Origin of the sequence: Rhizohabitans arisaemae (assembly GCF_025996515.1) — a bacterium.
Taxonomy (GTDB): domain Bacteria; phylum Actinomycetota; class Actinomycetes; order Streptosporangiales; family Streptosporangiaceae; genus Rhizohabitans; species Rhizohabitans arisaemae.
The window spans coordinates 608,526-631,568 of sequence record NZ_BLRH01000009.1; the positions used below are offsets into that span (position 1 = coordinate 608,526).

Below are 23,043 nucleotides of genomic sequence, written 5' to 3' on the forward strand. Positions count from 1 at the left end.
CATACAAACCTTGGCTGTTCTGTCGGTGGTTGTGTCTAGGGTGCCACTCACCGTAAGGAAGGCTGGTGATGTGGGTGGCGTTCGACGATGACATCATTGTTAGGCGGCTGCTAGCGGCATTGTGGGGCAAATCCCGCAAATATGCAGGTGGCACCATGAACCTGCTTCTTTCTCACATGCTTGACACCGCAGCGGTAGCCGAGCGCATCTGGGACGACTATCTGGCTCCGGCGACCCGGAACCTGCTCGATGAGATCTCCGGTGGGCAGGGGCGCCGGTTCTTCGCCTGGCTGTGCGGAATCCATGATTGCGGGAAGGCGACTCCCGCCTTCCAGCGTGTGGACGACGAAGGCGCCGCCAGGGTCAGAGCCGCAGGTCTCTCCTGGGATGAGGCATCGGTCAAGAGAGCGCGATGGCGGCACGACAAAGCCGGGGGAGCGCTGCTGATTCGCCTGCTCGGCGGTGTCTGGGCCGACGAGCAGACGGCGTGGGTCTGGCCGCTGGTAGCGGGCCACCATGGCACTTTCCCCTCCATCGACTTGGCTCATCGACGAATGTCTCGGGGGGAACCTCAGGGCAGGGGCCCGGGCTGGGCGAGAGCTCAGCAGGCGGTGGTGGAGACTTTCACCCGTTTCCTGGGATACGAGAGCCTCGCGGCGGTTCAGCCCGTCAAGGTTCCCAGCCGCGCCCAGCAACTCCAGCTAAGTGGGTTTGTAGTCATGGCCGACTGGATCGCCAGCGACCAAGAGCACTTCCCCGGGATCGATGATCTTTCGGTGCTCAGTGCGGAGGTCGCGCGTGGACGGGCGGCTGCGGCCTGGGCCAAACTCGGGCTGCGCGGAGGGTGGGGGCCCTTGGAGGTTCCCAGTCCACAGGTGTTCGCGAGCCGCTTTGGCCAACCCCCCAGGCCATCTCAGAAGCAGGTCTTGGAGATGGCCCTGGGGATGCAGGCGCCCGGCATCATGATCGTGGAAGCACCGATGGGAGAGGGAAAAACGAAGGGTGCCCTGATAGCCGGGGAGATCTTCGCTGCCAGGTTCGGTTTCAGCGGTGTCTTCGTCGGCATGCCGACCCAGGCGACCTGCGACCCCATGTTCAGCCAGGTACGCAAATGGCTCGCCCCGTATGGCGATCTGGCCGACCAGGTGACGCTGCTCCATGGGAAACGGCGATTCAACAAGGAGTGGAAACAGCTTCTTGGCGAATCCGCTGAGGAGTCCTTCGACGATACCTACGGCGGAATCGAGGAAGACGACCTGTACGGCGAGGTGGCCTGTTTCACGGAGTCGACCGAACCTGAACGGCAGGGACCATCGGAGTGGTTCCTGAAGAAGTCCCGGGGACTGCTGAGCCCGTTCGTGGTGGGAACCATCGACCAGCTGCTGTATGCGGCGACCCGGACCAAGCACGTAATGCTCCGCGCCGCTGGTTTGATGGGCAAGGTCGTCATCTTGGACGAGGTTCACGCGGCCGACATTTACATGTCGCAGTTCCTGCTGGAGGGCTTGCGCTGGCTTGGCCAGGCACGCGTTCCGGTGATCCTTTTGTCGGCCACACTGCCTGCCGCGCAACGGAGGACGTTGATTGCCGCCTATCTGGCAGGGGCCGCGTCCCGGGAGGAGGTCGGCACTGTCGGTCTCCCGGAGCCGAAGGGGTACCCGAGCGTGACGACGGCCTGCCTGGTCGACGGGGAGCCGGTCTATCAGGTTGCTCACACGCGTACCTGGCGGCCCGATCTTCCGGTGAAGGTCACCGTGTTCCCCGAGGCGTGTCCCCCTGCCCGGCAAGACGACGCGGATGCCGAGCAGAGTGAAACGATTGCGGATCGGCGACTTGCCGAGTTTCTGGTGGAGCGGCTGGCCGAGGGGGGCTGTGTTCTCGTCATCCGAAACTCCGTCATCCGGGCTCAGCAGACCTACCAAGCGATGAAAGCGCGTTTCGGGGACGACACGCGGCTCTTGCACGGCAGGCTCGACGCGGAGGATCGGGCAGGGCAGACCGAGAAATGTCTGGCACTGCTTGGCCCGCCCGGCGAGAATGCCCCTTCTCGGCCGTATCGGCTGGTCCTGGTGGCGACTGCCGTGGCTGAGCAGTCTTTCGACGTAGATGTGGATCTTCTCATTTCCGATCTCACGTCCATCGACCTGCTGTTGCAGCGGATCGGGCGGATGCACCGCCATGCGGGAGTTACACGGCCCGCCGGGCTGAGGCTACCTGAGGTGGTCGTGACCGGCTTCGATCCCGGTAGTAGCGAGGAACTGTGGATCGAGCCGCACAGCGAGGCGGTCTACGGGCGATATCTGCTGATCCGTACTGCTGCGCTGATCGGTGACGCTGTGGCGGATCCGTGGATGATCCCCGCCACGGTTCCCGCCCTGGTCGAAGCGGTGTATGGCGGTGGGCCGTGCAGCGTGCCACCTTGCTGGGAGGCCGCTGAACACAGGGCGCGTACGGCATGGGAGAACGATCAGCGCGATCGGGCCGGTAAGGCTCAGCAGTACCTGCTGACCCGTGCCGGTGAGCATGAGCTGACGACGTTGGAGGGGCTGCACTACGGCAGTGCGCAGCGGGCCCTGTCCGAGGACGGCCTGGCCGCAGCGGTTCGTGATGGTGATCCCAGCGTGGAGGTGGTCATGGTGAGCTTGACCGAGCACGGCTACCGCACCCTTGGCGGAAGATTCTTAGGAATCAACGGAGAGGCGTCGGCGGACTTGCTTGAAGAGGTTCTGGGGGGCACCGTCCGTTTGCCGTCCAAGCTCACCAGAGCTGCCGAGTCGGAGCTAGGTCCGCTGGAGGGCTGGCGTAGTCACGGCTGGCTTCAGCATTGTCGGGCACTTGTCCTCGACGCGGAGGGTACAGCCAAACTGGGTGGTTACGTCATCCGGTACGACTCACACCTCGGGCTGGTTGTGGAGGGGAACGGATCTCCTCGTTATGAGCGGGGTGCATACAGGCGGAGTCGATGAGCGTCATTGCGTCGTTCGTGCGCCTGCATGCGCGCCCGTCTCCGCAATGCGGGGCCAACCGGAGCCTGAGAAATAGCTACGGATCATCCTCGTGTGGCGAAGACACGAACTCGGGGCGAGACCAATTTGGGTGTTCGCCTGCGTTGGCATCGCCAGCTATGGAACGCTTTTGGTTCACAAGTTCGTAGAAATAGGTGTTCGCCTGCGTTGGCATCACCAGCTATGGAACGCTTTTGGTTCACAAGTTCGTAGAAATAGCTAATTGAGGGTTTGCTATGCCTGATTTCGATCTGATCGACTCGAAGTGGATCCCTGTGATCCGACGAGGGGACGGTCCGCCTATCGAGGTGTCGCTACGCCAAGCCCTGCTGGATGCCCACGAGTGGAAGTTCCTCGCCGGTGACGTGCCCACCCAAGTGCCAGCACTGCTACGGCAGGTGCTTCTACCAATCCTGGTGCATGCGCTCGGACAGCCCCGCAATGAAGCCGCCTGGGGACGCGGATTCGCCGCAGGCAGATTCTCCCAGGCGGAACGAGACAGGCTGGACGAGTACTTGGAGAACGTACGGCTCCGTTTCGATCTGTTTCACGAAACAACTCCGTTCGCCCAGGTCTCGAAACTCCGTACGGCCAAGAACGAAACCAAGGGAACTGCGTTACTGGTGGCCACGGCCGCGTCGGGCAACAATGTTCCTCTCTTCTCTTCTCGTACCGAGGGAGATCCGTTACTTCTCACCCCCGCAAAGGCGGCACGCTGGCTGATCCATGCCCACTGCTGGGACACCGCGGCGATCAAGTCCGGTGCCGCCGACGACCCCCAGGCCAAGAGCGGCAAGACGATGGGCAACCCAACCGGGCCGCTCGGCTCGCTGGGCGTGATCGTCCCGCTCGGGGAGAGCCTGTACGAGACCCTACTGCTCAACACTCCGATTGGGACAATGCCGTGCGATGACCGTCCGCAATGGGGTGCAGAAGTAGACGACGAGGGTGCTCGCCGCCCGCCCCGGCCAGGCGTGTGGGAGATCCGCCCTGCGCTTGGCCTATTGGACCTGTGGACCTGGCAATCTCGCCGCATCCGGCTCGTTCCTGAGCAGACCTCCGAAGGCCTGCGTGTACAGCGTGTGGTCATATGCGCGGGAGACCGGTTGAGTGCAAGGCCTGAGTGGGAACCGCATACGGCGTGGACCTACCAGAAACCGGCCAAGGGTGACTCGCTACCGGCACGCCGTCCGAAACGTCACACGGCGGGCAAGGCGGCATGGCGCGGCCTTAACGCGCTTCTTGCGCTGGAACAGCCAAGCCAGGACGGCGGAAGTGAAACATCGATCCTGATCCGGCAGCTGGCGCGCTTTGAGAGCCAGGGGCACATTCCAGCCGACTACCCACTGCGTGTGCAGACCATCGGCATCTCCTACGGGACGCAGTCGGCGGTCATCGAGGATGTCCTTTTCGATGAGATCCCGCTTCCAGTGGCGGCCCTGCGAACCGACTTCGACGTCTACAGCACGCTTATCGAGGTTGTGGAGCAGGCCGAGGAACTGGCCAGAGCCGTCAACATCCTGTCGGGCGATCTGCGCCGGGCCATGGGCACCGACCCGATCCCTTGGGACAAGGGCCAACGGCCGGGCGAGTTAGTGCTGCACGCGCTTGATCCGCTCGTCCGCCGTCTCCTGGCGGGGGTTCAAGCCGCCTCCGAAGACGGGGACCTGCTCGCCCAGGGCCGTACCGCGTGGGAGACCGTCGCCTGGAAACGGACCGTGGAGGTCGCCGAGCAAGTGCTGAGCAACACTGCCCCGCACGCCTTCCGCGGCCGCACGCGAAAGAGCGACTCCAAAGCTAAGGGCGAACAGTCCTTCCGCCTCGCCACAGCCGAACGCGACTTCCGCCGACGGCTGCGATATGCGCTCCCTCGCGCATCCGAGATCTTCCAGCAGCGCAAGACCGACGATCTCGCCTGATCAGCCGGCTCAACCTTCGTCTTCGTCTTAGGGAATCTGCTATGACCCCATCTTCGGGACGTCGCCGACGTTTCTGGACCCCCGATCCCCGTGCCGGCGGACTCTGGCGTGAGGGGGCCAAAGTACCGCCAGGTGATCATCTGGCTGCGTTGCGCCGCGGCCTGGGCTGCGAGGCCGGTACGGCGCCTGCTGTGTGGCCCTACTACCGGACGCCGACCGATGACGAGCTGGCCCGGCGAGGTCTGATCTCGGCCGAGCTCCGCGCCGAACACGGGGCCTTGGCGTTGTTCGGCCTGCATCAGCAGTCGCAGGACGTGCTGATGCACAAGAACGGGGTACGCCTCGGGCAGGCGCTGCGGCGGCTCCACCTCAAGTGTGTGGAGAACAACCAGGGCGCGGAGTCGCTCAGCCGCCGGGTCGAGGCGGCGGCTGCCTCAACCGGGCTACCGACACTGCTCGTACATCTGCGCGGACTGATCACCCAGCTGCGGGGACTCGGTCAACCGCTTGACTACGACCATGTCCTGCAGGACCTGTGGGACTGGCAGACCCTGGACCGGCGGCGGCGTGCCATGCGCAGGTGGGGACTGGACTTTTACCCGTCGGCACGTGACGAATCCCCACCGGCATAACCCGTAAGCGCGTGTCTGAATGAAACCTTCCTCCCATGGCTGGAGCCCCATGAAGAATCATGTATTTGTCGACGTGCACGTGCTGCACACCGTCCCCCCCGCCAACCTGAACCGGGACGATCTCGGAAATCCTAAGGAGGCGTACTTCGGCGGTGTCCGTCGTTCCCGGGTCTCCTCCCAGGCCTGGAAACGCGCCAGCCGGATGTCGTTCGCCGCCGACCTACCCGAGCAGGAACGGGGCACCCGAACTAAGCGGATTCTGGCCCAGTTGTCCGGACGGCTGGCGGCCAGGACCGGAGTAGGTCAGGAGACTGCCGCACGGATCGCCGCCGCCCTGCTCAAGCCACTGGGGATCACCGCGGGGAAGAAGGCCGACGAGACCGCCTATCTATTGTTTTTCGGCTACCGGCAGCTGGACGACATCATCGACCTGGTCGCCGATCGGGTCGGCGAGCTGGTCACCCTGGACGACGCTGCGCTCGCTGAGCAGGTCAAGCAGGTGCCCGTATCCCAGGCGCTTCAGCAGGGACATCCCCTGGACGTCGCCCTGTTCGGACGGATGGTCGCCGATATCCCCGCCATCAACGTCGACGCATCCGTCCAAGTCGCCCACGCCCTTTCCACCCACGCCGTGGAGCTGGAGTTCGACTACTACACCTCGGTCGACGACCAGAACGAACGGGAAGAGACCGGCGCCGGGATGATCGGTACGATCGGCTTCAACTCCGCCACCCTCTACCGCTACGCCACCATCGGCCTGCACCAGCTGGAGGCCAACCTCGGCGACCGTGAGGCAGCGGCGAACGGCGTGAGCAGATTCGTCGACCACTTCGCCCGATCCATCCCCTCCGGTTACCAGAACTCCTTCGCGCACCGCACCCGGCCCAGCCTGGTCGCCCTCGTCGTACGCGCCGACCAGCCCGTCAACCTGGTCTCCGCGTTCGAACGCCCAGTGGTGTTCCGTGAGGACGGTGAAGGCATCGCCGCCGAGTCGGCGGTGCGCCTGGCCCGCGAATACAGACGCTCGGTGGAGCTGTGGGGTGACAAGCCCGCTCATACAGCGGTCAGTCACGCCTTCGAAACCGGGGGGCGTGCGGCGGGCGAGATCAAGGACTCGTTCGGAGATTCCGTGGCCTTCCCCGAACTCTTGGACGGGCTTCGAGTCCGCCTCGGCAAGCTCACCGGGCAGTCCTGATGGGCGAGCCGGAAGCGTCACTGGTGCTGCGGCTGGCCGGCCCGTTGCAGTCCTGGGGAGATCGAAGCCTGTTCAACCGGCGCACCACCCGCCCTGAGCCCACCAAGTCCGGGGTGCTCGGCCTGCTGGCCGCTGCTCAAGGCCGCCCCCGCGAGCAAATCCTCGGTGACCTGCTCACTCTGCGAATGGGGATCCGGGTGGACCAGCCGGGGAGCCTACTGCGTGACTATCACACCGTCAGCGACTACCGGGGACGCCCGCTGCCTCAGGCCGGGGTGACCGCCAAGGGGATACAGAAGCCGACCTCGCCCCCCAAGCGCACCCACCTGACCGAGCGCTTCTACCTACAGGACGCCATCTTCCTCGCCGTCCTGTACGGGCCACTGCCGCTGGTGGAGACCCTCGCCGATGCAGTCAGGCGGCCGACCTTCCCGCTGGCACTCGGGCGTCGCTCCTGTGTGCCCACCCAGCCGATTTCGCTGGGAATCCGCAGGACCTCTCTGGAGGACACGCTGCGTGCCGAACCCTGGCAAGTCACCCGATACGGGCGGGAGGCACGTGAGCGGCGGAGCCGTAAAAGGCCTGCCACCATCGACCTTCCCGCCACCGTCGAGGACCCCGAAGGCCACGATGTCGTCAACGACGTCCCCCTGTCCTTCGACCCGCGCGATCGCGCCTACACGAGCCGCCGAGTCCAGCACCTGTGGGTCACCGTGCCCACCGGATATCTCAACCCCGACCGGTCCGCCGACGGCCACGATCCGTTCGCGCTCCTTGGCTGGTGACCCAATGACCTATCTATCGCGTGTTCGCATCAACCCTCTCCGAGACAAAAGCAGGACGCTGCTGAAGAACCCGCACGTCATGCACGGCGCTGTTCTGTTCGGTGTCCCCGGCGATCCCACCGGCCAGCGCATCCTGTGGCGGGTGGACGCCGACACCCCCCACCGTCCCTTCCTGTACGTCCTCACCCACACCCGCCCCGACTGGTCCCACCTGATCGAGCAAGCCGGATGGCCGGACGCCGACGGTGAGCACGCCCAGGTCCGTGATTACAGCCCGCTGTTGGCTCAGATCGCACTCGGTCGCGAGTTCGCGTTCCGCCTCACCGCCAACCCCATCCAGAACGTCCCCGCCCCCGAAAAGCCCACCCCTGCCCAGAAGCAGCGGGTCAACGGCGGTCGACGCTCCCTGCGGATCGGCCACCGCACCCACGCCCATCAGCTCAACTGGTTCCTGACCAGGACCGGTAAGTGGGGTTTCACGGTGCCCGTCTCCCGAACCGACCCCGGTATCGGCGGCATCGATCACGGCGATGCCGCCGAGCCTGCCCCGGATATGCGGATCATTGGCCGTGAGCGCCGCTCGTTCAAGAAGAAACGCACCGACTCGCACCCGGTCGTTCTGCAGACCGCCACCTTCGAAGGTCGGCTCCTGATTACCGATGTCGAGGCGTTCACCCAGCGGCTCCTCGGCGGCATCGGCCCCGCCAAGTCCTACGGCTGTGGCCTGCTTACTCTTGCACCCTTGCCCATCTGATGGCCGATACCTGGTGGAAATCCCACCCTCACGACCTGCACCGGCTCGACGCCCGCGTCTCCAGCGTCTACATCGAACGCAGCCATGTCGACCGCGACGAGAACGCCGTCGTCGTCATCAACAAGCGCGACACCGTCCGGCTGCCCGCAGCGCTCGTCGCCGTACTCCTGCTTGGCCCAGGCACCCGCATCACCCACGGCGCGATGCGCCTGCTCGGCGACTCCGGCACCGCCGTCTGCTGGGTCGGCGAACAAGGCGTCCGCCTGTATGCCTCCGGCCTCGGCCCCAGCCGCGGCTCCGGACTTCTCTACCGGCAAGCGTGGCTCGTCACCCGCCCCAAAGAACGCATCGCGGTCGCCCGCGCCATGTATGCCATGCGTTTTCCCGGCGAGGACATCTCCGCATGCACCATGCAACAGCTTCGAGGCCGTGAAGGGTCACGGATCAAGAAGTTGTACAAGGCTCATTCACAGCGGACCGGAGTGCCCTGGTCGGGTCGCGTGTACATTGCCGGGGACGCCTTCGCGGCAGGTGATGATCTCAACCGGCTGCTGTCGGCTGCCAACAGCGCCCTTTACGGGATTTGCCATGCCGTGATCACCGGCCTGGGTGCCAGTCCGGGCCTGGGATTCGTGCACACAGGCGCGGCGACCTCCTTCGTCATGGATATCGCCGATCTCTACAAGGCCGAGTACACCATCCCGCTCGCCTTCGACCTCTGCTCGAAGGGATTGCTCCAGGAACGGGATGCTCGGCTGGCGCTGCGCGACCGTATCGCAGAGGACAAGCTCCTGGAGCGCATCATCGGTGACATCAAGCAGTTGCTGTCACCTGACGGCGCCGAGATCCCCGAAATCGATGTCAACCAACTGTGGGACGAAAAGCTCGGTTCCGTCTCTGGGGGAGTCAACTGGGCCACCTCCGGCGACCCCTTCACCGATGCCGGTCTGGGCGGGATCACGCCGGCCACAATGGGTGAGGATCACATCGCCGTGATCGGGCCCGAGTTCCCTGACGGGGTGAGCAAACGCATGGAGGAGGAAGGGGAGGAGCGGCCCGAACTATGACCGTCATCGTCCTCATCGCAGCTCCTGAAGGGCTCCGCGGGCACCTCACCCGCTGGATGGTCGAGGTCGATGCCGGAGTCTTCGTTGGCAAACCCAGCAAACGCGTCCGCGACCGAATCTGGGAACTACTCGCCACCCGCATCGGTGACGGCCAAGCCGTCCTGGTCGAATCCGCCGCCAACGAGCAGGGCTGGGCTGTTCGCACCGCTGGCCGGAACCGCTGGTATCCCGTCGACTTCGACGGGCTAATCCTGTCCGCTCGTCGCCGTAAGGAACATCATTGAAAATCGCACCGTCACACACCACGGTTACCTGCGCCACTTCTCAGCTGCCCCCGATCCGCAACTCCCCGGAGCTTCCGATGCATGTGAATGAAAACCAGCCCTCCGTCCGGTAGCACCCCAGGTCAACAAGCGTCGGCCCCGCACCCGCGGGGATGGTCCCGGCGTGCGTGGTTTCGGTGAGCAAGGCGTGGCGTCGGCCCCGCACCCGCGGGGATGGTCCTTTTCATATCTACTATGAAAATATTTGCATAGCGTCGGCCCCGCACCCGCGGGGATGGTCCCGCGGCGTACATGAGCCGTCCGTCCATGAGGACGTCGGCCCCGCACCCGCGGGGATGGTCCTGGCGCCCATGGGTCACTTACACCAGTGGCGCGGTCGGCCCCGCACCCGCGGGGATGGTCCGCGTGGTATTCGGCGCCGTGCTGTAAACGGCGTGTCGGCCCCGCACCCGCGGGGATGGTCCGTACCGCCGTCCTAGAGGAAAGTAACTAAATTCGTCGGCCCCGCACCCGCGGGGATGGTCCCGCGTGGCCGAGGCCCAGGAGGCCGCACCGGAGGTCGGCCCCGCACCCGCGGGGATGGTCCTCGTCGTGATCGACGTCCCACAGATGGAAGATCGTCGGCCCCGCACCCGCGGGGATGGTCCTCCTGTGTCCGCCGCTGGGGCGGCGTAGTCGAGGTCGGCCCCGCACCCGCGGGGATGGTCCCGCCGACTTGTACTGTCGGCGCTGCATGAAGGGGTCGGCCCCGCACCCGCGGGGATGGTCCTCGCACGATGCCGCATTGCAGTTTCCAGTGTGCGTCGGCCCCGCACCCGCGGGGATGGTCCTCCATGCTGGATGCCCAGGATTGGGAGATCACAGTCGGCCCCGCACCCGCGGGGATGGTCCCTAGCGGCCTGGAGTTGACCAGGCCGCTTGAAAGTCGGCCCCGCACCCGCGGGGATGGTCCTGCGCATCGCCACCGCGGTCTGAAGCGGGCTCGAGTCGGCCCCGCACCCGCGGGGATGGTCCTGCTCCGCCGCTCGTTCGGGCCGGGTCGCGATCGTCGGCCCCGCACCCGCGGGGATGGTCCTCTCCGGGGGGAGGAGTCGTCTCTTCCATTCCTGTCGGCCCCGCACCCGCGGGGATGGTCCTGGCCGGTAATGACGGCGGGATCAACCCGTCCGGTCGGCCCCGCACCCGCGGGGATGGTCCTGGCCCACACCGTGACCTGGCGGCGGGTCAGCAGTCGGCCCCGCACCCGCGGGGATGGTCCGGGGACGACGGCGCCAAGGTCGGGCTGGACGACGTCGGCCCCGCACCCGCGGGGATGGTCCCGTAGGTGTCCCGATCTCCCTGCAAATCCATGAGTCGGCCCCGCACCCGCGGGGATGGTCCTTGGGATTCCGGCCCACCCTCCCCACGGCATCAGTCGGCCCCGCACCCGCGGGGATGGTCCTCGCTCTGCCAATGGCCGGAATGCCCGCAACAGGTCGGCCCCGCACCCGCGGGGATGGTCCCGCCTGGCGTCCCTCCTGCTGGACTCGGCCCACGTCGGCCCCGCACCCGCGGGGATGGTCCTCAGGCTGAAAGGCGCGTCCTCTTTGGTCGCCAGTCGGCCCCGCACCCGCGGGGATGGTCCCACTTGCGGACGTGGGGTGCGACACGACAGTGGGTCGGCCCCGCACCCGCGGGGATGGTCCAAACAACCGCCATGCTCGGACTACTGAATCAGCGTCGGCCCCGCACCCGCGGGGATGGTCCGCGATGGCATTCATCTACTAACAACAAGGAAAAGTCGGCCCCGCACCCGCGGGGATGGTCCGCGGTTGTTCAGGGTCAGCCGTCGCCGGGAGGGGTCGGCCCCGCACCCGCGGGGATGGTCCGTCGACACGCGTCAGTGGCGCGATCGGATCTACGTCGGCCCCGCACCCGCGGGGATGGTCCCCGGGAACGGCCTTATCGGCTCGTATTCCGATAGTCGGCCCCGCACCCGCGGGGATGGTCCTCCGATATGTGGATGCCGCCGGATAGAACGCCGGTCGGCCCCGCACCCGCGGGGATGGTCCTCGCCTGCTCCGCCGTATTCAGGCTCTGCCCCGGTCGGCCCCGCACCCGCGGGGATGGTCCCTGAACGAGCACCGCGCGGCGGTGCTGGCCGGCGTCGGCGCCGCACCCGCGGGGATGGTCCACGTCGACCGTCATCACGGAGAGGACGGAGGGAGTCGGCCCCGCACCCGCGGGGATGGTCCAAGAGGTCATCATGCCCCTCGCATACGAGACACGTCGGCCCCGCACCCGCGGGGATGGTCCCTGCGGCTGCTCGCGTAGGTGCGGGCAAGACGTGTCGGCCCCGCACCCGCGGGGATGGTCCGACCGAGGCGTCTGAAGCCGGGCTTCCCCTCCCGTCGGCCCCGCACCCGCGGGGATGGTCCTGAGCAACACGGCGCTTCGCGCGCTTTCTAGGCGTCGGCCCCGCACCCGCGGGGATGGTCCGCGGACCGCCAGCGCGGCCATGGAGGGCGCCAGGTCGGCCCCGCACCCGCGGGGATGGTCCACGCTCGCGGCCCTGGACGACGTCACTGGATCCGTCGGCCCCGCACCCGCGGGGATGGTCCGGACCTTCTTTTCCCGGCAGCCTCCGACCTGATGTCGGCCCCGCACCCGCGGGGATGGTCCGCTCGTCACAGCGTTGGTTCCGTTCCCGGTGCAGTCGGCCCCGCACCCGCGGGGATGGTCCTCTTGTCGCGATCACGACGCGGCCAGTACTTCAGTCGGCCCCGCACCCGCGGGGATGGTCCCCATCGTGCGCAGCAGGAACAGGCGAGACATAGGTCGGCCCCGCACCCGCGGGGATGGTCCGTCGACAGGTGTCCCCCCTGGTGTCCGTCCCCCGTCGGCCCCGCACCCGCGGGGATGGTCCGCGGGTCAGCGCTGTCGGCGCGTGAATCCCACAGTCGGCCCCGCACCCGCGGGGATGGTCCTGCAGGTGGGTGCGCTATGGGGAAGTGCTGCCGGTCGGCCCCGCACCCGCGGGGATGGTCCGAGAGGTTAGCTGTGCATGTACATGGCGGCATGGTCGGCCCCGCACCCGCGGGGATGGTCCATTGCGTGGCTATGGGCTGGTACATGGCTCTGAGTCGGCCCCGCACCCGCGGGGATGGTCCCTCCGCCTGCTCGGAGGGCAACGTGGACCAGGCGTCGGCCCCGCACCCGCGGGGATGGTCCCCGTCGCGGGGGACACGTAGACCGCCACCTGATGTCGGCCCCGCACCCGCGGGGATGGTCCCAGGCCGGGTACGACTCCTTCGAGCGATATGCCGTCGGCCCCGCACCCGCGGGGATGGTCCGCGCGGAGCCCTGTCCGAGGAGCGCGCGGAGATGTCGGCCCCGCACCCGCGGGGATGGTCCTTTCCGGCTCGGGGTTCCGGCCCTTGCCGATGTGTCGGCCCCGCACCCGCGGGGATGGTCCGACCGCCGCCGTCGCGTCGAACGCCCTCCCCGAGTCGGCCCCGCACCCGCGGGGATGGTCCAGCCGCGCGGATCGTCGCCGGGTGGGAGGTGGTCGGCCCCGCACCCGCGGGGATGGTCCGATGTCACGATACGCGCCGTCGGAGCAGGCGCGGGTCGGCCCCGCACCCGCGGGGATGGTCCTGCTTGGTACTGACCGGTCACGGCTTATCGCCCGTCGGCCCCGCACCCGCGGGGATGGTCCTTGAGAGGCTATGAGAGACGGCATGGTTGTGTGCTCGGCCCCGCACCCGCGGGGATGGTCCTGGTCTGCTGACCGGACGCACACATAGCAGGGGGTCGGCCCCGCACCCGCGGGGATGGTCCCCCCGTGACCGCTCTGATGAGCGTGTCCAGGGGGTCGGCCCCGCACCCGCGGGGATGGTCCTCGAGAGGGCGACGGATAACGCGCGGGTAGCCGGTCGGCCCCGCACCCGCGGGGATGGTCCTGCCTCCGGAAGACCCTCCGGGAGGGGATTAGTGTCGGCCCCGCACCCGCGGGGATGGTCCGCAATCCCTCTGATGGTGGTTCTGTCTCCACACGTCGGCCCCGCACCCGCGGGGATGGTCCAGTACTTTGTCGAGACTCATATTCTTCTCCTCTGTCGGCCCCGCACCCGCGGGGATGGTCCCGCCTGCTGCTCCTCAGGCGTCAGGCCGCGCTGGTCGGCCCCGCACCCGCGGGGATGGTCCTCCGAGGAGGCGTGCGACTCTGTCAGCCTCCCGGTCGGCCCCGCACCCGCGGGGATGGTCCTTGAGCGTGACTATCTGGCAGGCATCACGCCTGGTCGGCCCCGCACCCGCGGGGATGGTCCGGCCCGCGCCTCCGGCCGCCGGAAGCGCGGGCCGTCGGCCCCGCACCCGCGGGGATGGTCCGCCTCCACAGGATCCGTTCGCCGTGCTCGGGCAGTCGGCCCCGCACCCGCGGGGATGGTCCCTCCCCCAGGGCTCGAAACCCGGGGATGTGCCGGTCGGCCCCGCACCCGCGGGGATGGTCCTGCGTGTCGGTGTCGACGTCAGCCCGATCTGTCGTCGGCCCCGCACCCGCGGGGATGGTCCCATTGTGCAGTGTCCGGCCGGACAGCAGACCGTGTCGGCCCCGCACCCGCGGGGATGGTCCCTTTCCCTTCGGCCGGCTCCGCCTTGATCACTGGTCGGCCCCGCACCCGCGGGGATGGTCCGAGCAGAGCACGGATGGTTCGGGCGCTCTGCGAGTCGGCCCCGCACCCGCGGGGATGGTCCTCAGCCTCTCACGATTCAGTGGGATACAGCGTCGTCGGCCCCGCACCCGCGGGGATGGTCCTGATGCGGTCGGCCCGTGCCTGTCCGGCCGCGTGTCGGCCCCGCACCCGCGGGGATGGTCCACCTGGACGGTGCCCCGCCCAAAGGGAAGCATGGTCGGCCCCACACCCGCGGGGATGGTCCTGACTGAGCAGGGGTCGGATGTGACCGGTAGGAGTCGGCCCCGCACCCGCGGGGATGGTCCCGCGCCGCAGCGGGCACCACGGCCGATGGTGCTGTCGGCCCCGCACCCGCGGGGATGGTCCGCTCGGCGACAAGGGGTGGGACGTCAAGACGGTGTCGGCCCCGCACCCGCGGGGATGGTCCCCCTTGCCGGAGTCGCGATGTGCGATTGCCCGGGTCGGCCCCGCACCCGCGGGGATGGTCCGCCTGCTAGGCGATGATGGCAAGCCTGCCAATGGTCGGCCCCGCACCCGCGGGGATGGTCCGCCCAGGGGGCATGTCAAATAGGCGGTACCTACGTCGGCCCCGCACCCGCGGGGATGGTCCCTCCGGTCGGCGTACGTGTTCTCGTCGATCTACGTCGGCCCCGCACCCGCGGGGATGGTCCGCGGGGCCTCCTCGCCGCGCACGCCGACATGAGGTCGGCCCCGCACCCGCGGGGATGGTCCCCGTCCCGTATGCCTGGGTGGCTCAGACCCGGCGTCGGCCCCGCACCCGCGGGGATGGTCCGGGCGGAGTCGGGAAAACCAGCGTCACGGCCAAGTCGGCCCCGCACCCGCGGGGATGGTCCCCCGTGGCGCGGCCGTGGACGAGCTTGGACTTCGTCGGCCCCGCACCCGCGGGGATGGTCCCGTACCGAGACAGGCCCCCACCTCGGAACTCGTCGGCCCCGCACCCGCGGGGATGGTCCGCGGGTGGTCCTCCCGTCCTGGCGTTCCACCTCGTCGGCCTCGCACCCGCGGGGATGGTCCCGGCGGCCCTTCGGCCCCGGGCGGCGGGGTGAGGTCGGGATGGTCCCGGACCGTGTTGGGCGATGACGAGAGGGTTGCCGTCGGCCCCGCACCCGCGGGGATGGTCCTCTCCCCGCATGCGCGGGGACCAGAGTAGGACCGTCGGCCCCGCACCCGCGGGGATGGTCCCTGGTGATGGCGACCCTGGTGACGGCAGGGCTGGTCGGCCCCGCACCCGCGGGGATGGTCCGCGCCGGTTCCAAGACTGTCGGCCTGACGGCGCGACGGCCCCGCACCCACGGGGATGGTCCGCTCTCTGGCCGCTCGGGGTTCAAGTGTCTTACGTCGGCCCCGCACCCGCGGGGATGGTCCCGCCCAGCAGCCTGACGGCTGCCGTCACTACTCGTCGGCCCCGCACCCGCGGGGATGGTCCTCGATCGTGATCGGCACGGCATCGCCGTAGGGCGTCGGCCCCGCACCCGCGGGGATGGTCCCCGGACGCCTCCGGGGATGACGTCCAGTCCGGGGTCGGCCCCGCACCCGCGGGGATGGTCCTCCGACGGTCTTCGACCCGGCGACCCCGGCGTCGTCGGCCCCGCACCCGCGGGGATGGTCCGGCTCCGTACATACGCCCTCAGGTCCGGGCATGGTCGGCCCCGCATCTGCGGGGATGATCCGGGTGGCGTCGCGAGCGGGCAGAGCCGCCGCGGGTCGGCCCCGCACCCGCGGGGATGGTCCTCTTCAGCTTCGCCTTGGACGGCGCCTGCCATCGTCGGCCCCGCACCCACGGGGATGGTCCCGACTGGATCCGTACCACCGACACGTTCGACGCGTCGGCCCCGCACCCGCGGGGATGGTCCCCCGAGCGCGACCAGGTCCTCCTCGGTGCCCCCGTCGGCCCCGCACTCGCGGGGATGGTCCTGGCCACCACAATCAGCATTCCACCGCCTATCAGTCGGCCCCGCACCCACGGGGATGGTCCGATCGACATTGGAGGGGATGCGATCACCCTGGTGTCGGCCCCGCACCCGCGGGGATGGTCCTCGCCTGCGCCTCCTGCGTCTGGTTCTCGAACCGTCGGCCCCGCACCTGCGGGGATGGTCCCTCGGTTGGCGGCTGAGGGCGGTCTGGTGCTACCTTCCGGACCTGGCCAGGGCATCATCTGGCGATCACGAGTAGGCGGCGGTTACCTGGTAGATGCCGAAGACGGGGCTTCGGCCGACGTCTTGGTACGGGCGAAGGGGCGCGGTGGTGCCCTTGTGGGCGGCGCCGCGTTCCCAGGTTTGGAAGGCTTCGGCGCTCTCCCACTCGCTCATCACGATAAAGCGGGATTTATCGCCTTCGTCGCGGAGCAGGACGTTGCCCAGGAGGCCTGGCGTGCCGGCCAGGGCGCCGCTGACCTGGTGGTATGCCCGCTCGACCGCCCCGGGGTCATCCCCCGGGGCGGCCACGTAGACGAGTACCCGGACTCGACCGATCATCCGCCCGCCGCTCCGGTCATCGCGTAGACGACGCTCATCGTGGTCATCGAGCCGGACGAGCGATAGGGGTGAAGCTTGGTGCGGTGCTCCAGGTGCTCGTCGCTCGTCTCGAACGCCCGGAACCGCGGCTCGTCGACCCAGTCGCTCATCACGTAGTAGACGTGTTCCTCTTCCTCACTCCGGGAGAGCCACTGCCCGAGGTTGGCCGGATGGTCGGTGATCGCCTTGCCGACCCGGAGCCAGGTCTCCTCGAACTCCCTTTCCATCCCCGGATGGATGTTCATCCGGAGCAGCACCCGAAAGGCCATCAGATTCCTCCGTCCACATGGATGGTCTCGCCGGTCACGAAGGTGGACAGGTCGCTGGCGAGGAAGAGCACCGGTCCGGCGATCTCATCCGCCTGTCCGAGCCTGCCGAGCGGGATCATCCGCTGGTACCGCTCCCGGACCTCCGGCGGGGTCTCGGCCTCGGTCTCCACCGGGCCGGGGGCGATCACGTTGACCCGGATGCCCTTGGGGCCGAGTTCCTTGGCCGCGGAACGGGTCAAGCCGATCAGTCCGGCTTTGGCCGCGGTGTAATGGGCCCGGAGCGGGATGCCGATGGTGGCGACCCGCGAGCCGATCAAAACGATCGACGATCCGGCGCCGAGCAGCGGGAGTGTGCCTTGAATCAGCAGGTAGGCGCCGGTGAGGTTGGTGTTGACCACGCGGTGCCACTCGGCCAGGGGCAGTTCCGGAAACGGGATGTGGCTGATCACGCCGGCGTTGTGCACGACCAGGTCGAGAGAGCCGAGCCGGGTCCGGCACTCCTCGACCAGCCGGGTGACGTCCTCGGGGTCTCCCATGTCGGCCTTGACGACGTGGTGGTCGCCGCCGATCTCCTTGAGTTCCCTGGCCAGGGCTTCGCCGTCGCCCCGGGCGCAGGTCACCACATTGACGCCGCTGTGGGCGAGCGCCAGCACGATGCTCCGGCCGATCCCGCGGGTTCCCCCGGTGACCAGGGCCTTCTTGCCTTCCAGTTTGAGGTTCATGTTCTCTCCAGCTAGATGAGTGCCACGGCCCCGGCCGTGTTCAGGGCGAAGGCGGCGAGTGCGAGCGCCGTACGGAACCTGTTCCAGCCCGCCCAGCGCGCCCGCGGGTCACGCTCGGCCCAGTCCGGCGGCTCGGCGCCCGGGTCGAGCGACATGACGTACCGGTTGATCGGGACGTTCTTCACCACCGAGATCACCATCACGATCACCAGCACCGCGGTGGCGGCGCCGAACAGCAGCCGTCCCGCCGGTCCCGGGGCGACGACCGTCAGGACGAGGCCGGCCACGACGGTGAGCCCGTGGACGATCGGCATGAACGGGTCGTAGCGTCGCCACAAGTACTGAATCGTCTCGACGTAGCTTCGATAGGACTGCACGACGGTCAGCGGCCCGATGCCCATCACGGTCGAGAGCATGATCCCCGAGGTGACCCCGTTCCCGAGCAGCGCCAGCGAGACGAGAAGCTCGATCATCGCGGCTCAGGCCACCCGGGCCCGCGCGGTCTCCTCCACCAACCCCTTGATCCGGTCCATCTGGATCCTGGTGTTCCGGTTGAGCCGTTCGGTCATGGCCTCGTCGTCGATCGGCGCGCTCTCCTTCATGTGGAAGTCCTGGACCCACCGCATGAGCACGCCGTCGTCGGTCTCACGGTACTCCCAGTAGATCTTCATGAACTCGAAGTTGCCCGGCTCGACGCGCTGTGCCCGTACCGTCCGGGTCACCGGGTCGGGGGTCCGCTCGGACACCCAGCTCCAGGATGTGCCGTTCTCGTCCGGGTGCATGGTGAGCCGGAACCTGACCGTGTCGCCGCGCCGCTCCAGGATCTCCGCGGCGGAGTACTCGCTGAACAGGGAGGGCCACGACTCGACGTCGTTGGTCATCTCCCAGACGAGGTCGAGCGGGGCGTCGATCACCACGTCGTTCTCGGTGTGCCCTGCCATCGTGTGTCACACTCCTTCACCGTCTCGGGTGATTCGTCGATGCTGCCGCTGCACGCGGCTTGACCTGCCATGTGTCCGGTACGGCTTTCGCGGTCCGCGCCGTACCGGCCCGGCAGCCGGCGGAACGCCGTACCAAACGGTCGGTCCAGCCGCGTCCTGCCTATGTTGAATTGCCTATGTCGAGCCCGCTTCAGACCGCGGTGGCGATGCGCTTGTTGATGTATTCGACGGCTTCGCCGGGGGTTTTCATCTCGTCGACGGCTTCGTCGGGCATGGGTACGCCGTACTCCTGCTGAACCCGCGCGGCCATCTCCAGGACGGCGAGCGAGTCATATCCCAGATCCTCGAAGAGAATGTCGTGGATCTCCCCGTCGAGGTCTGCGACCTCGCTCTCGCCGGCACACTGCCGCATGATCCGCCGGACATCACCCAAGGTGAAGGTTGTCATGTTCTCTCCATCGCAGTTGTGATCGCTCAGCGCGCCAGCACCATGGCGGACTGGAACCCGCCGAAGCCGCTGCCGACGCTGAGCACCCGGTCCATCCGCACCTGGCGCGCCGTCAGCGGCACGTAGTCCAGGTCGCATTCGGGGTCAGGGGTGTGCAGGTTCGCGGTGGGCGGGACCACCTGGTGTTCCAGTGCGAGCGCGCAGGCGGCCACCTCGATGGAGCCGATCGCCCCCAGCGAGTGCCCGATCATGGATTTGATCGAGCTGACCGGCACCCGGTACGCCCGGTCGCCGAGGCTGCGCTTGAAGGCCGCGGTCTCGTGCCGGTCGTTCTGCCGGGTGCCGGAGCCGTGCGCGTTGATGTAGTCGATGTCGTCCGGGACGACCCGGGCCTGGCGCATCGCCACCTCGATCGCCTCGGCCATCTCCCGGCCGTCCGGCTTGAGGCCGGTCATGTGGAACGCGTTGCTCCGGCTCGCGAACCCGGCGATCTCCGCATAGATGTGCGCGCCGCGTTTCACCGCGGCGTCCCGCTCCTCCAGCACCATCACGGCGGAGCCCTCACCGAGGACGAACCCGTTCCGGTTCCGGTCGAACGGCCTGGAGGCGTGCTCGGGGTCGTCGTTGTTCGGCGACGTCGCCTTGATCGCGTCGAAGCAGGCCGAGGTGATCGGGGAGATCGGGGCGTCGGTGGCGCCCGCGAGCACCACGTCGGCCGAGCCTTCCCGGATGAGCTGGAAGCCGTACCCCATCGAGTCGAGCCCCGCCGTGCAGCCCGTCGAGATCAGCGAGACCGGCCCCTCGGCCTGGCAGGCCCAGGCCACCTCGCAGGCGAGCGTGCTCGGCACCATGTAGCCGTACAGGTGCGGCACGCCGTACCGCCAGTCGACGTTCCACTTCCGGCCGCCGTCGCTGAGCACGATGTACTCGTCCTCCAGGCCGGTGGTACAGCCGACGGCACTGCCGAGGCTCACCCCGACCCTGGCCGGGTCGACGTCGCCGAACTCCAGACCGCTGTCGGCGAACGCCTCGCGGGCACTGACCACACCGAACTGGGCCGCCCGGTCCATCCGGCGGATCTCCTGCGGGGTGAGCCCTTCGGCGGCCGGGTCGAAGTCGCATTCCGCGGCGATCCGGGAGCGGAAGCCCTCGGGGTTGAACAGGGAGATCGTCCTGGTCGCGGTACGGCCCGCGGTGAGCAGGTCCCAGAAGGCCTTCGCCCCGACCCCGCCCGGTGCGACGACGCCGATCCCGGTGATGACGACGCGGCGTCCGCTCATCGGTGGCCTCCCACCTCCGGGTGCGGCTCGCCCTCGGCCGGCGGCGCCTCGGTGTCGACGTGCCCGAGTTCGGGCCTGGGTGCGAGCGGGGACAGGTGGAAGACCGCGTGGGCGGGTTCGTCGCCGGGGTTGGAGACGCGGTGCCGCACGTTCTTGGGGATCATCACGCCGTCGCCCGGGGCGAGCAGGAGTTCGCGTTCCCCGTCGATGAGGACGCGCAGGGATCCTCGGACGAGGAGCACGAACTCCTCGGAGTAGGGGTGGTAGTGCTCGGAGACGTACTCGCCGGGGGCGAGGTCGAGCACCCCCATGAAGCCGGAGGTCGAGCCGGCCGTCTTCGGGCTGAGCACGACGCGGATCTCCCCGCCTCGGCGGCGGTTGACCGCGACGTCGGCGGCGGAGACGGTCTTGATCACATCGAGGGTTTCAGGCATCGTCTCCTGCTTCCCAGACGTAGAAGGGGGTCGCCATGGCGTCCTTCGGTTCCCGCCAGTTCGGGTCGTAGGGCCGCACCTGCTGGGCGAGCTGACTGTTTATCTCGTCATAAAGCGGATGACTTCGTGCTTTGTAGAGATTCGGGGTGATGTCCTGGTCCGCCTCGACGAGGTGGAAGTAGAGGTCGTGGAAACGGAAAAGCGTCCGCCGCGACACTCCGATCATGTGGGGCAGCTCGGTGGCGTCGGATTTGGCGAAAATGCTCGCCACCGCGTCCGCGTTGCCCGGCTCCATCCGAGCGACGATCAACGTCCGGTGCACGCGATTCTCCTGTCAACGGTGCTGGGAAACCGATACTCTCCGTGTCGGGTCGCACCCCGGTCGAGCCGCAATCGAGCCCGACGGCCCCTCCCGCCGAAAGCTCAAGCTCCGGTCAAGGAGCCCGCGAGCAGACCGCCCGAAGGTGATGACCATGAGCAAACGACCGGCAATGACGCTCATCGCGCTCGGAACGGCGCTGGCCACGGCCGCGATCCCGTTCCCCGCCAACGCGAACACCCGCGATCCCTCCCCGATCTCGGGCCCGAGCCCCTTCACCGAATGCACCACCGACCACCCGGGCGACACCTTCGACACCAACAGCGAGGTCGAACCCTGGATCGCCGTCAACCCGCGCAACTCCCGGCACCTGGTCACCGTCTGGCAGCAGGACCGGCGCGCGGCCGGCAACGCGCGCGGCATCATGGCCGCGGTGAGCCGGAACGGCGGCGAGGACTGGAGCCCCACCGTGCTCCCCGGGTTCACCCTCTGCTCCGGCGGCACCCACAACCGCAGCGGCGGCCCCTTCGTCAGCTTCGGCCCCGACGGCGTCCTGTACGCGACCGCGGCCTCCTTCACCGCGCCCGACGGGGCGTCGACCGTACTGGTCTCCAGGTCCACCGACGGAGGCGAAACCTGGACCCAGGCCGCCGAGCTGATCCGCGACGACATCAAGACGGCCTGGAACGACAAGCCGTCGATCACCGCGGACCCCTACAACCCGCGCCTGGTGTACGCGATCTGGAACCGGCGCCACATCCCGCCGGACGACCACGACACGATGCTGGCCCGGAGCACCGACGGCGGCCGGACCTGGGAACCCGCCAAGCCGATCTACCGGCCGACCCCCAAGGGCCAGGCCACCCTGGGCAACCAGATCGTCGTCCTGCCCGGCGGGACCCTGGTCAACGCGTTCACCGAGAACGAGTTCCCCATCGGCGGCCCGCCCTGGCCCACCGAGGACCTGTCCGAGCACGTACGGATCATTCGATCGACCGACCACGGCGTCACCTGGTCCGAGCCGGTCACCATCACCCGGCAGAAGTACAACCAGCCGGTCCTCCCCGACACCGGCGGCACGATCCCGGCACCCGGCATGATCCCCGATATCGCGGTCGACCGCCGCAGCGGCGCCGTCTACGTCGTCTGGGGCGAAGACGGCCTGTCCACCAGCAAGAGCGCGATCGGGATCTCCGCCTCGTACGACGGCGGACGCCGCTGGAGCGCCCCCATGCGCGTCGACCGGACACCCGACAGCCCCAAGGGCGGCAACGGCCAGGCCATCCTCCCCCAAGTCGACGTGGGCCGCGACGGCACCGTCGCCGTCACCTACTTCGACTTCCGCAAAAACACCCCCGAAGCCGGCACCCCCACCAACCTGTGGATGGCAACCTGCCGAGGCCGGAACTGCGCCACCTCCCGCACCGGCTGGCGGGAACAGCACCTGGCCGGCTCCTTCGACCTCGAACGCGCCATCCAGTGGTACGGCGGCCCCTACCTCGGCGGCTACTACTCCCTCACCCACACCCCCACCGACTTCGTGGCCGCCTTCACCGCCACCACCGACGAAGCCGACAACAAGCAGGACATCTTCTTCACCCGAGCCCGCCCCCGCCGCTGACCCGTACACCCGTGAACAACCACATAGATCGCCTATCGGCAGACGGGCCGCTCTTGAGAGCGGCCCGTCTTCGCTGATGCCGTACGGCCGACAGGCCCATATGTTCTGCCATCAGGACTGTGGGACCGGTTCGTGGTGCTGCGTCCGCAGCGCGCCCCGTC

18 protein-coding genes and 2 CRISPR repeat arrays are annotated in these 23,043 nt (G+C 68.3%); of the genes, 9 read left to right on the plus strand and 9 right to left on the minus strand.

The features are described from left to right. Positions 1 to 74 precede the first annotated feature (74 nt). The 8 genes from cas3 to cas2e all read left to right on the plus strand — a co-directional run bounded on the left by cas3 (position 75) and on the right by cas2e (position 9,641). Positions 75 to 2,966 carry a CRISPR-associated helicase Cas3' gene (gene cas3, locus RUR_RS03640; RefSeq protein ID WP_283133409.1) on the plus strand — a complete coding sequence of 964 codons (2,892 nt, stop codon included), beginning with the start codon at positions 75 to 77 and terminating at the stop codon, positions 2,964 to 2,966. A gap of 275 nt (positions 2,967 to 3,241) precedes the next feature. After that, positions 3,242 to 4,924: a type I-E CRISPR-associated protein Cse1/CasA gene (casA, locus tag RUR_RS03645; protein ID WP_283133410.1), complete on the plus strand. Its 1,683-nt coding sequence runs from the start codon at positions 3,242 to 3,244 to the stop codon at positions 4,922 to 4,924. Between the two features lie 41 nt (positions 4,925 to 4,965). Next, on the plus strand, positions 4,966 to 5,556 hold the full coding sequence (gene casB / locus RUR_RS03650; protein WP_283133411.1) for a type I-E CRISPR-associated protein Cse2/CasB: 591 nt from the start codon (positions 4,966 to 4,968) through the stop codon (positions 5,554 to 5,556). A gap of 49 nt (positions 5,557 to 5,605) precedes the next feature. After that, on the plus strand, positions 5,606 to 6,751 hold the full coding sequence (gene cas7e, locus RUR_RS03655; protein ID WP_283133412.1) for a type I-E CRISPR-associated protein Cas7/Cse4/CasC: 1,146 nt from the start codon (positions 5,606 to 5,608) through the stop codon (positions 6,749 to 6,751). Further along, a complete protein-coding gene (gene cas5e, locus RUR_RS03660) occupies positions 6,751 to 7,536 on the plus strand; it encodes a type I-E CRISPR-associated protein Cas5/CasD (RefSeq protein WP_283133413.1) in 786 nt (261 codons plus the stop codon). Before cas7e ends, cas5e begins: the two co-directional genes overlap by 1 nt. 4 nt (positions 7,537 to 7,540) lie before the next feature. Continuing rightward, positions 7,541 to 8,290, plus strand: coding sequence for a type I-E CRISPR-associated protein Cas6/Cse3/CasE (gene cas6e / locus RUR_RS03665; protein WP_283133414.1), 750 nt, complete (start codon positions 7,541 to 7,543; stop codon positions 8,288 to 8,290). Further along, on the plus strand, positions 8,290 to 9,357 hold the full coding sequence (gene cas1e / locus RUR_RS03670) for a type I-E CRISPR-associated endonuclease Cas1e (protein WP_283133415.1): 1,068 nt from the start codon (positions 8,290 to 8,292) through the stop codon (positions 9,355 to 9,357). The genes cas6e and cas1e overlap by 1 nt, the downstream gene beginning before the upstream one ends. Next, a complete protein-coding gene (gene cas2e, locus RUR_RS03675; RefSeq protein ID WP_283133416.1) occupies positions 9,354 to 9,641 on the plus strand; it encodes a type I-E CRISPR-associated endoribonuclease Cas2e in 288 nt (95 codons plus the stop codon). The genes cas1e and cas2e overlap by 4 nt, the downstream gene beginning before the upstream one ends. A 131-nt stretch (positions 9,642 to 9,772) precedes the next feature. After that, a CRISPR array of direct repeats spans positions 9,773 to 15,350; the repeat unit is 28 nt; unit sequence GTCGGCCCCGCACCCGCGGGGATGGTCC. 78 nt (positions 15,351 to 15,428) lie between these two features. After that, a CRISPR array of direct repeats spans positions 15,429 to 16,310; the repeat unit is 28 nt; unit sequence GTCGGCCCCGCACCCGCGGGGATGGTCC. Between the two features lie 187 nt (positions 16,311 to 16,497). Here cas2e and RUR_RS03680 read toward each other — a convergent pair. The 9 genes from RUR_RS03680 to RUR_RS03720 all read right to left on the minus strand — a co-directional run bounded on the left by RUR_RS03680 (position 16,498) and on the right by RUR_RS03720 (position 21,264). Beyond that, entirely contained in the window at positions 16,498 to 16,809 is a 312-nt protein-coding gene (locus RUR_RS03680; protein ID WP_283133417.1) for an antibiotic biosynthesis monooxygenase family protein, read from the minus strand. Beyond that, on the minus strand, positions 16,806 to 17,117 hold the full coding sequence (locus tag RUR_RS03685) for an antibiotic biosynthesis monooxygenase family protein (protein ID WP_283133418.1): 312 nt from the start codon (positions 17,115 to 17,117) through the stop codon (positions 16,806 to 16,808). The genes RUR_RS03680 and RUR_RS03685 overlap by 4 nt, the downstream gene beginning before the upstream one ends. Then, entirely contained in the window at positions 17,117 to 17,839 is a 723-nt protein-coding gene (locus tag RUR_RS03690) for an SDR family NAD(P)-dependent oxidoreductase (RefSeq protein WP_283133419.1), read from the minus strand. The genes RUR_RS03685 and RUR_RS03690 overlap by 1 nt, the downstream gene beginning before the upstream one ends. 11 nt (positions 17,840 to 17,850) lie before the next feature. Next, positions 17,851 to 18,312: an anthrone oxygenase family protein gene (locus RUR_RS03695; protein ID WP_283133420.1), complete on the minus strand. Its 462-nt coding sequence runs from the start codon at positions 18,310 to 18,312 to the stop codon at positions 17,851 to 17,853. Between the two features lie 6 nt (positions 18,313 to 18,318). Then, positions 18,319 to 18,780 (minus strand): SRPBCC family protein, encoded by a 462-nt coding sequence (locus RUR_RS03700; protein WP_283133421.1) that lies wholly within the window; start codon positions 18,778 to 18,780, stop codon positions 18,319 to 18,321. 190 nt (positions 18,781 to 18,970) lie between these two features. Beyond that, positions 18,971 to 19,228 (minus strand): acyl carrier protein, encoded by a 258-nt coding sequence (locus RUR_RS03705; RefSeq protein WP_283133422.1) that lies wholly within the window; start codon positions 19,226 to 19,228, stop codon positions 18,971 to 18,973. A gap of 26 nt (positions 19,229 to 19,254) precedes the next feature. Next, positions 19,255 to 20,508, minus strand: coding sequence for a beta-ketoacyl-[acyl-carrier-protein] synthase family protein (locus RUR_RS03710; RefSeq protein ID WP_283133423.1), 1,254 nt, complete (start codon positions 20,506 to 20,508; stop codon positions 19,255 to 19,257). Next, a complete protein-coding gene (locus RUR_RS03715) occupies positions 20,505 to 20,942 on the minus strand; it encodes a cupin domain-containing protein (protein WP_283133424.1) in 438 nt (145 codons plus the stop codon). Before RUR_RS03715 ends, RUR_RS03710 begins: the two co-directional genes overlap by 4 nt. Continuing rightward, on the minus strand, positions 20,935 to 21,264 hold the full coding sequence (locus RUR_RS03720; protein WP_283133425.1) for a TcmI family type II polyketide cyclase: 330 nt from the start codon (positions 21,262 to 21,264) through the stop codon (positions 20,935 to 20,937). The genes RUR_RS03715 and RUR_RS03720 overlap by 8 nt, the downstream gene beginning before the upstream one ends. 151 nt (positions 21,265 to 21,415) lie before the next feature. Between RUR_RS03720 and RUR_RS03725 the strand changes: the two genes are divergently transcribed. Continuing rightward, on the plus strand, positions 21,416 to 22,882 hold the full coding sequence (locus tag RUR_RS03725; protein WP_283133426.1) for a sialidase family protein: 1,467 nt from the start codon (positions 21,416 to 21,418) through the stop codon (positions 22,880 to 22,882). The last annotated feature ends 161 nt before the right edge of the window (positions 22,883 to 23,043 follow it).

What these genes read in the sequence shown, in the direction of transcription:
- cas5e (WP_283133413.1), top strand. Translation starts at nt 6,751, where the DNA reads ATGGGCGAGCCGGAAGCGTCACTGGTGCTGCGGCTGGCCGGCCCGTTG.
- RUR_RS03705 (WP_283133422.1), bottom strand. Translation starts at nt 19,228, where the DNA reads ATGACAACCTTCACCTTGGGTGATGTCCGGCGGATCATGCGGCAGTGT.
- casA (WP_283133410.1), top strand. Translation starts at nt 3,242, where the DNA reads ATGCCTGATTTCGATCTGATCGACTCGAAGTGGATCCCTGTGATCCGA.
- RUR_RS03680 (WP_283133417.1), bottom strand. Translation starts at nt 16,809, where the DNA reads ATGATCGGTCGAGTCCGGGTACTCGTCTACGTGGCCGCCCCGGGGGAT.
- RUR_RS03700 (WP_283133421.1), bottom strand. Translation starts at nt 18,780, where the DNA reads ATGGCAGGGCACACCGAGAACGACGTGGTGATCGACGCCCCGCTCGAC.
- cas7e (WP_283133412.1), top strand. Translation starts at nt 5,606, where the DNA reads ATGAAGAATCATGTATTTGTCGACGTGCACGTGCTGCACACCGTCCCC.
- cas1e (WP_283133415.1), top strand. Translation starts at nt 8,290, where the DNA reads ATGGCCGATACCTGGTGGAAATCCCACCCTCACGACCTGCACCGGCTC.
- casB (WP_283133411.1), top strand. Translation starts at nt 4,966, where the DNA reads ATGACCCCATCTTCGGGACGTCGCCGACGTTTCTGGACCCCCGATCCC.
- RUR_RS03725 (WP_283133426.1), top strand. Translation starts at nt 21,416, where the DNA reads ATGAGCAAACGACCGGCAATGACGCTCATCGCGCTCGGAACGGCGCTG.
- RUR_RS03695 (WP_283133420.1), bottom strand. Translation starts at nt 18,312, where the DNA reads ATGATCGAGCTTCTCGTCTCGCTGGCGCTGCTCGGGAACGGGGTCACC.
- RUR_RS03685 (WP_283133418.1), bottom strand. Translation starts at nt 17,117, where the DNA reads ATGGCCTTTCGGGTGCTGCTCCGGATGAACATCCATCCGGGGATGGAA.
- RUR_RS03690 (WP_283133419.1), bottom strand. Translation starts at nt 17,839, where the DNA reads ATGAACCTCAAACTGGAAGGCAAGAAGGCCCTGGTCACCGGGGGAACC.
- RUR_RS03715 (WP_283133424.1), bottom strand. Translation starts at nt 20,942, where the DNA reads ATGCCTGAAACCCTCGATGTGATCAAGACCGTCTCCGCCGCCGACGTC.
- RUR_RS03710 (WP_283133423.1), bottom strand. Translation starts at nt 20,508, where the DNA reads ATGAGCGGACGCCGCGTCGTCATCACCGGGATCGGCGTCGTCGCACCG.
- cas2e (WP_283133416.1), top strand. Translation starts at nt 9,354, where the DNA reads ATGACCGTCATCGTCCTCATCGCAGCTCCTGAAGGGCTCCGCGGGCAC.
- cas6e (WP_283133414.1), top strand. Translation starts at nt 7,541, where the DNA reads ATGACCTATCTATCGCGTGTTCGCATCAACCCTCTCCGAGACAAAAGC.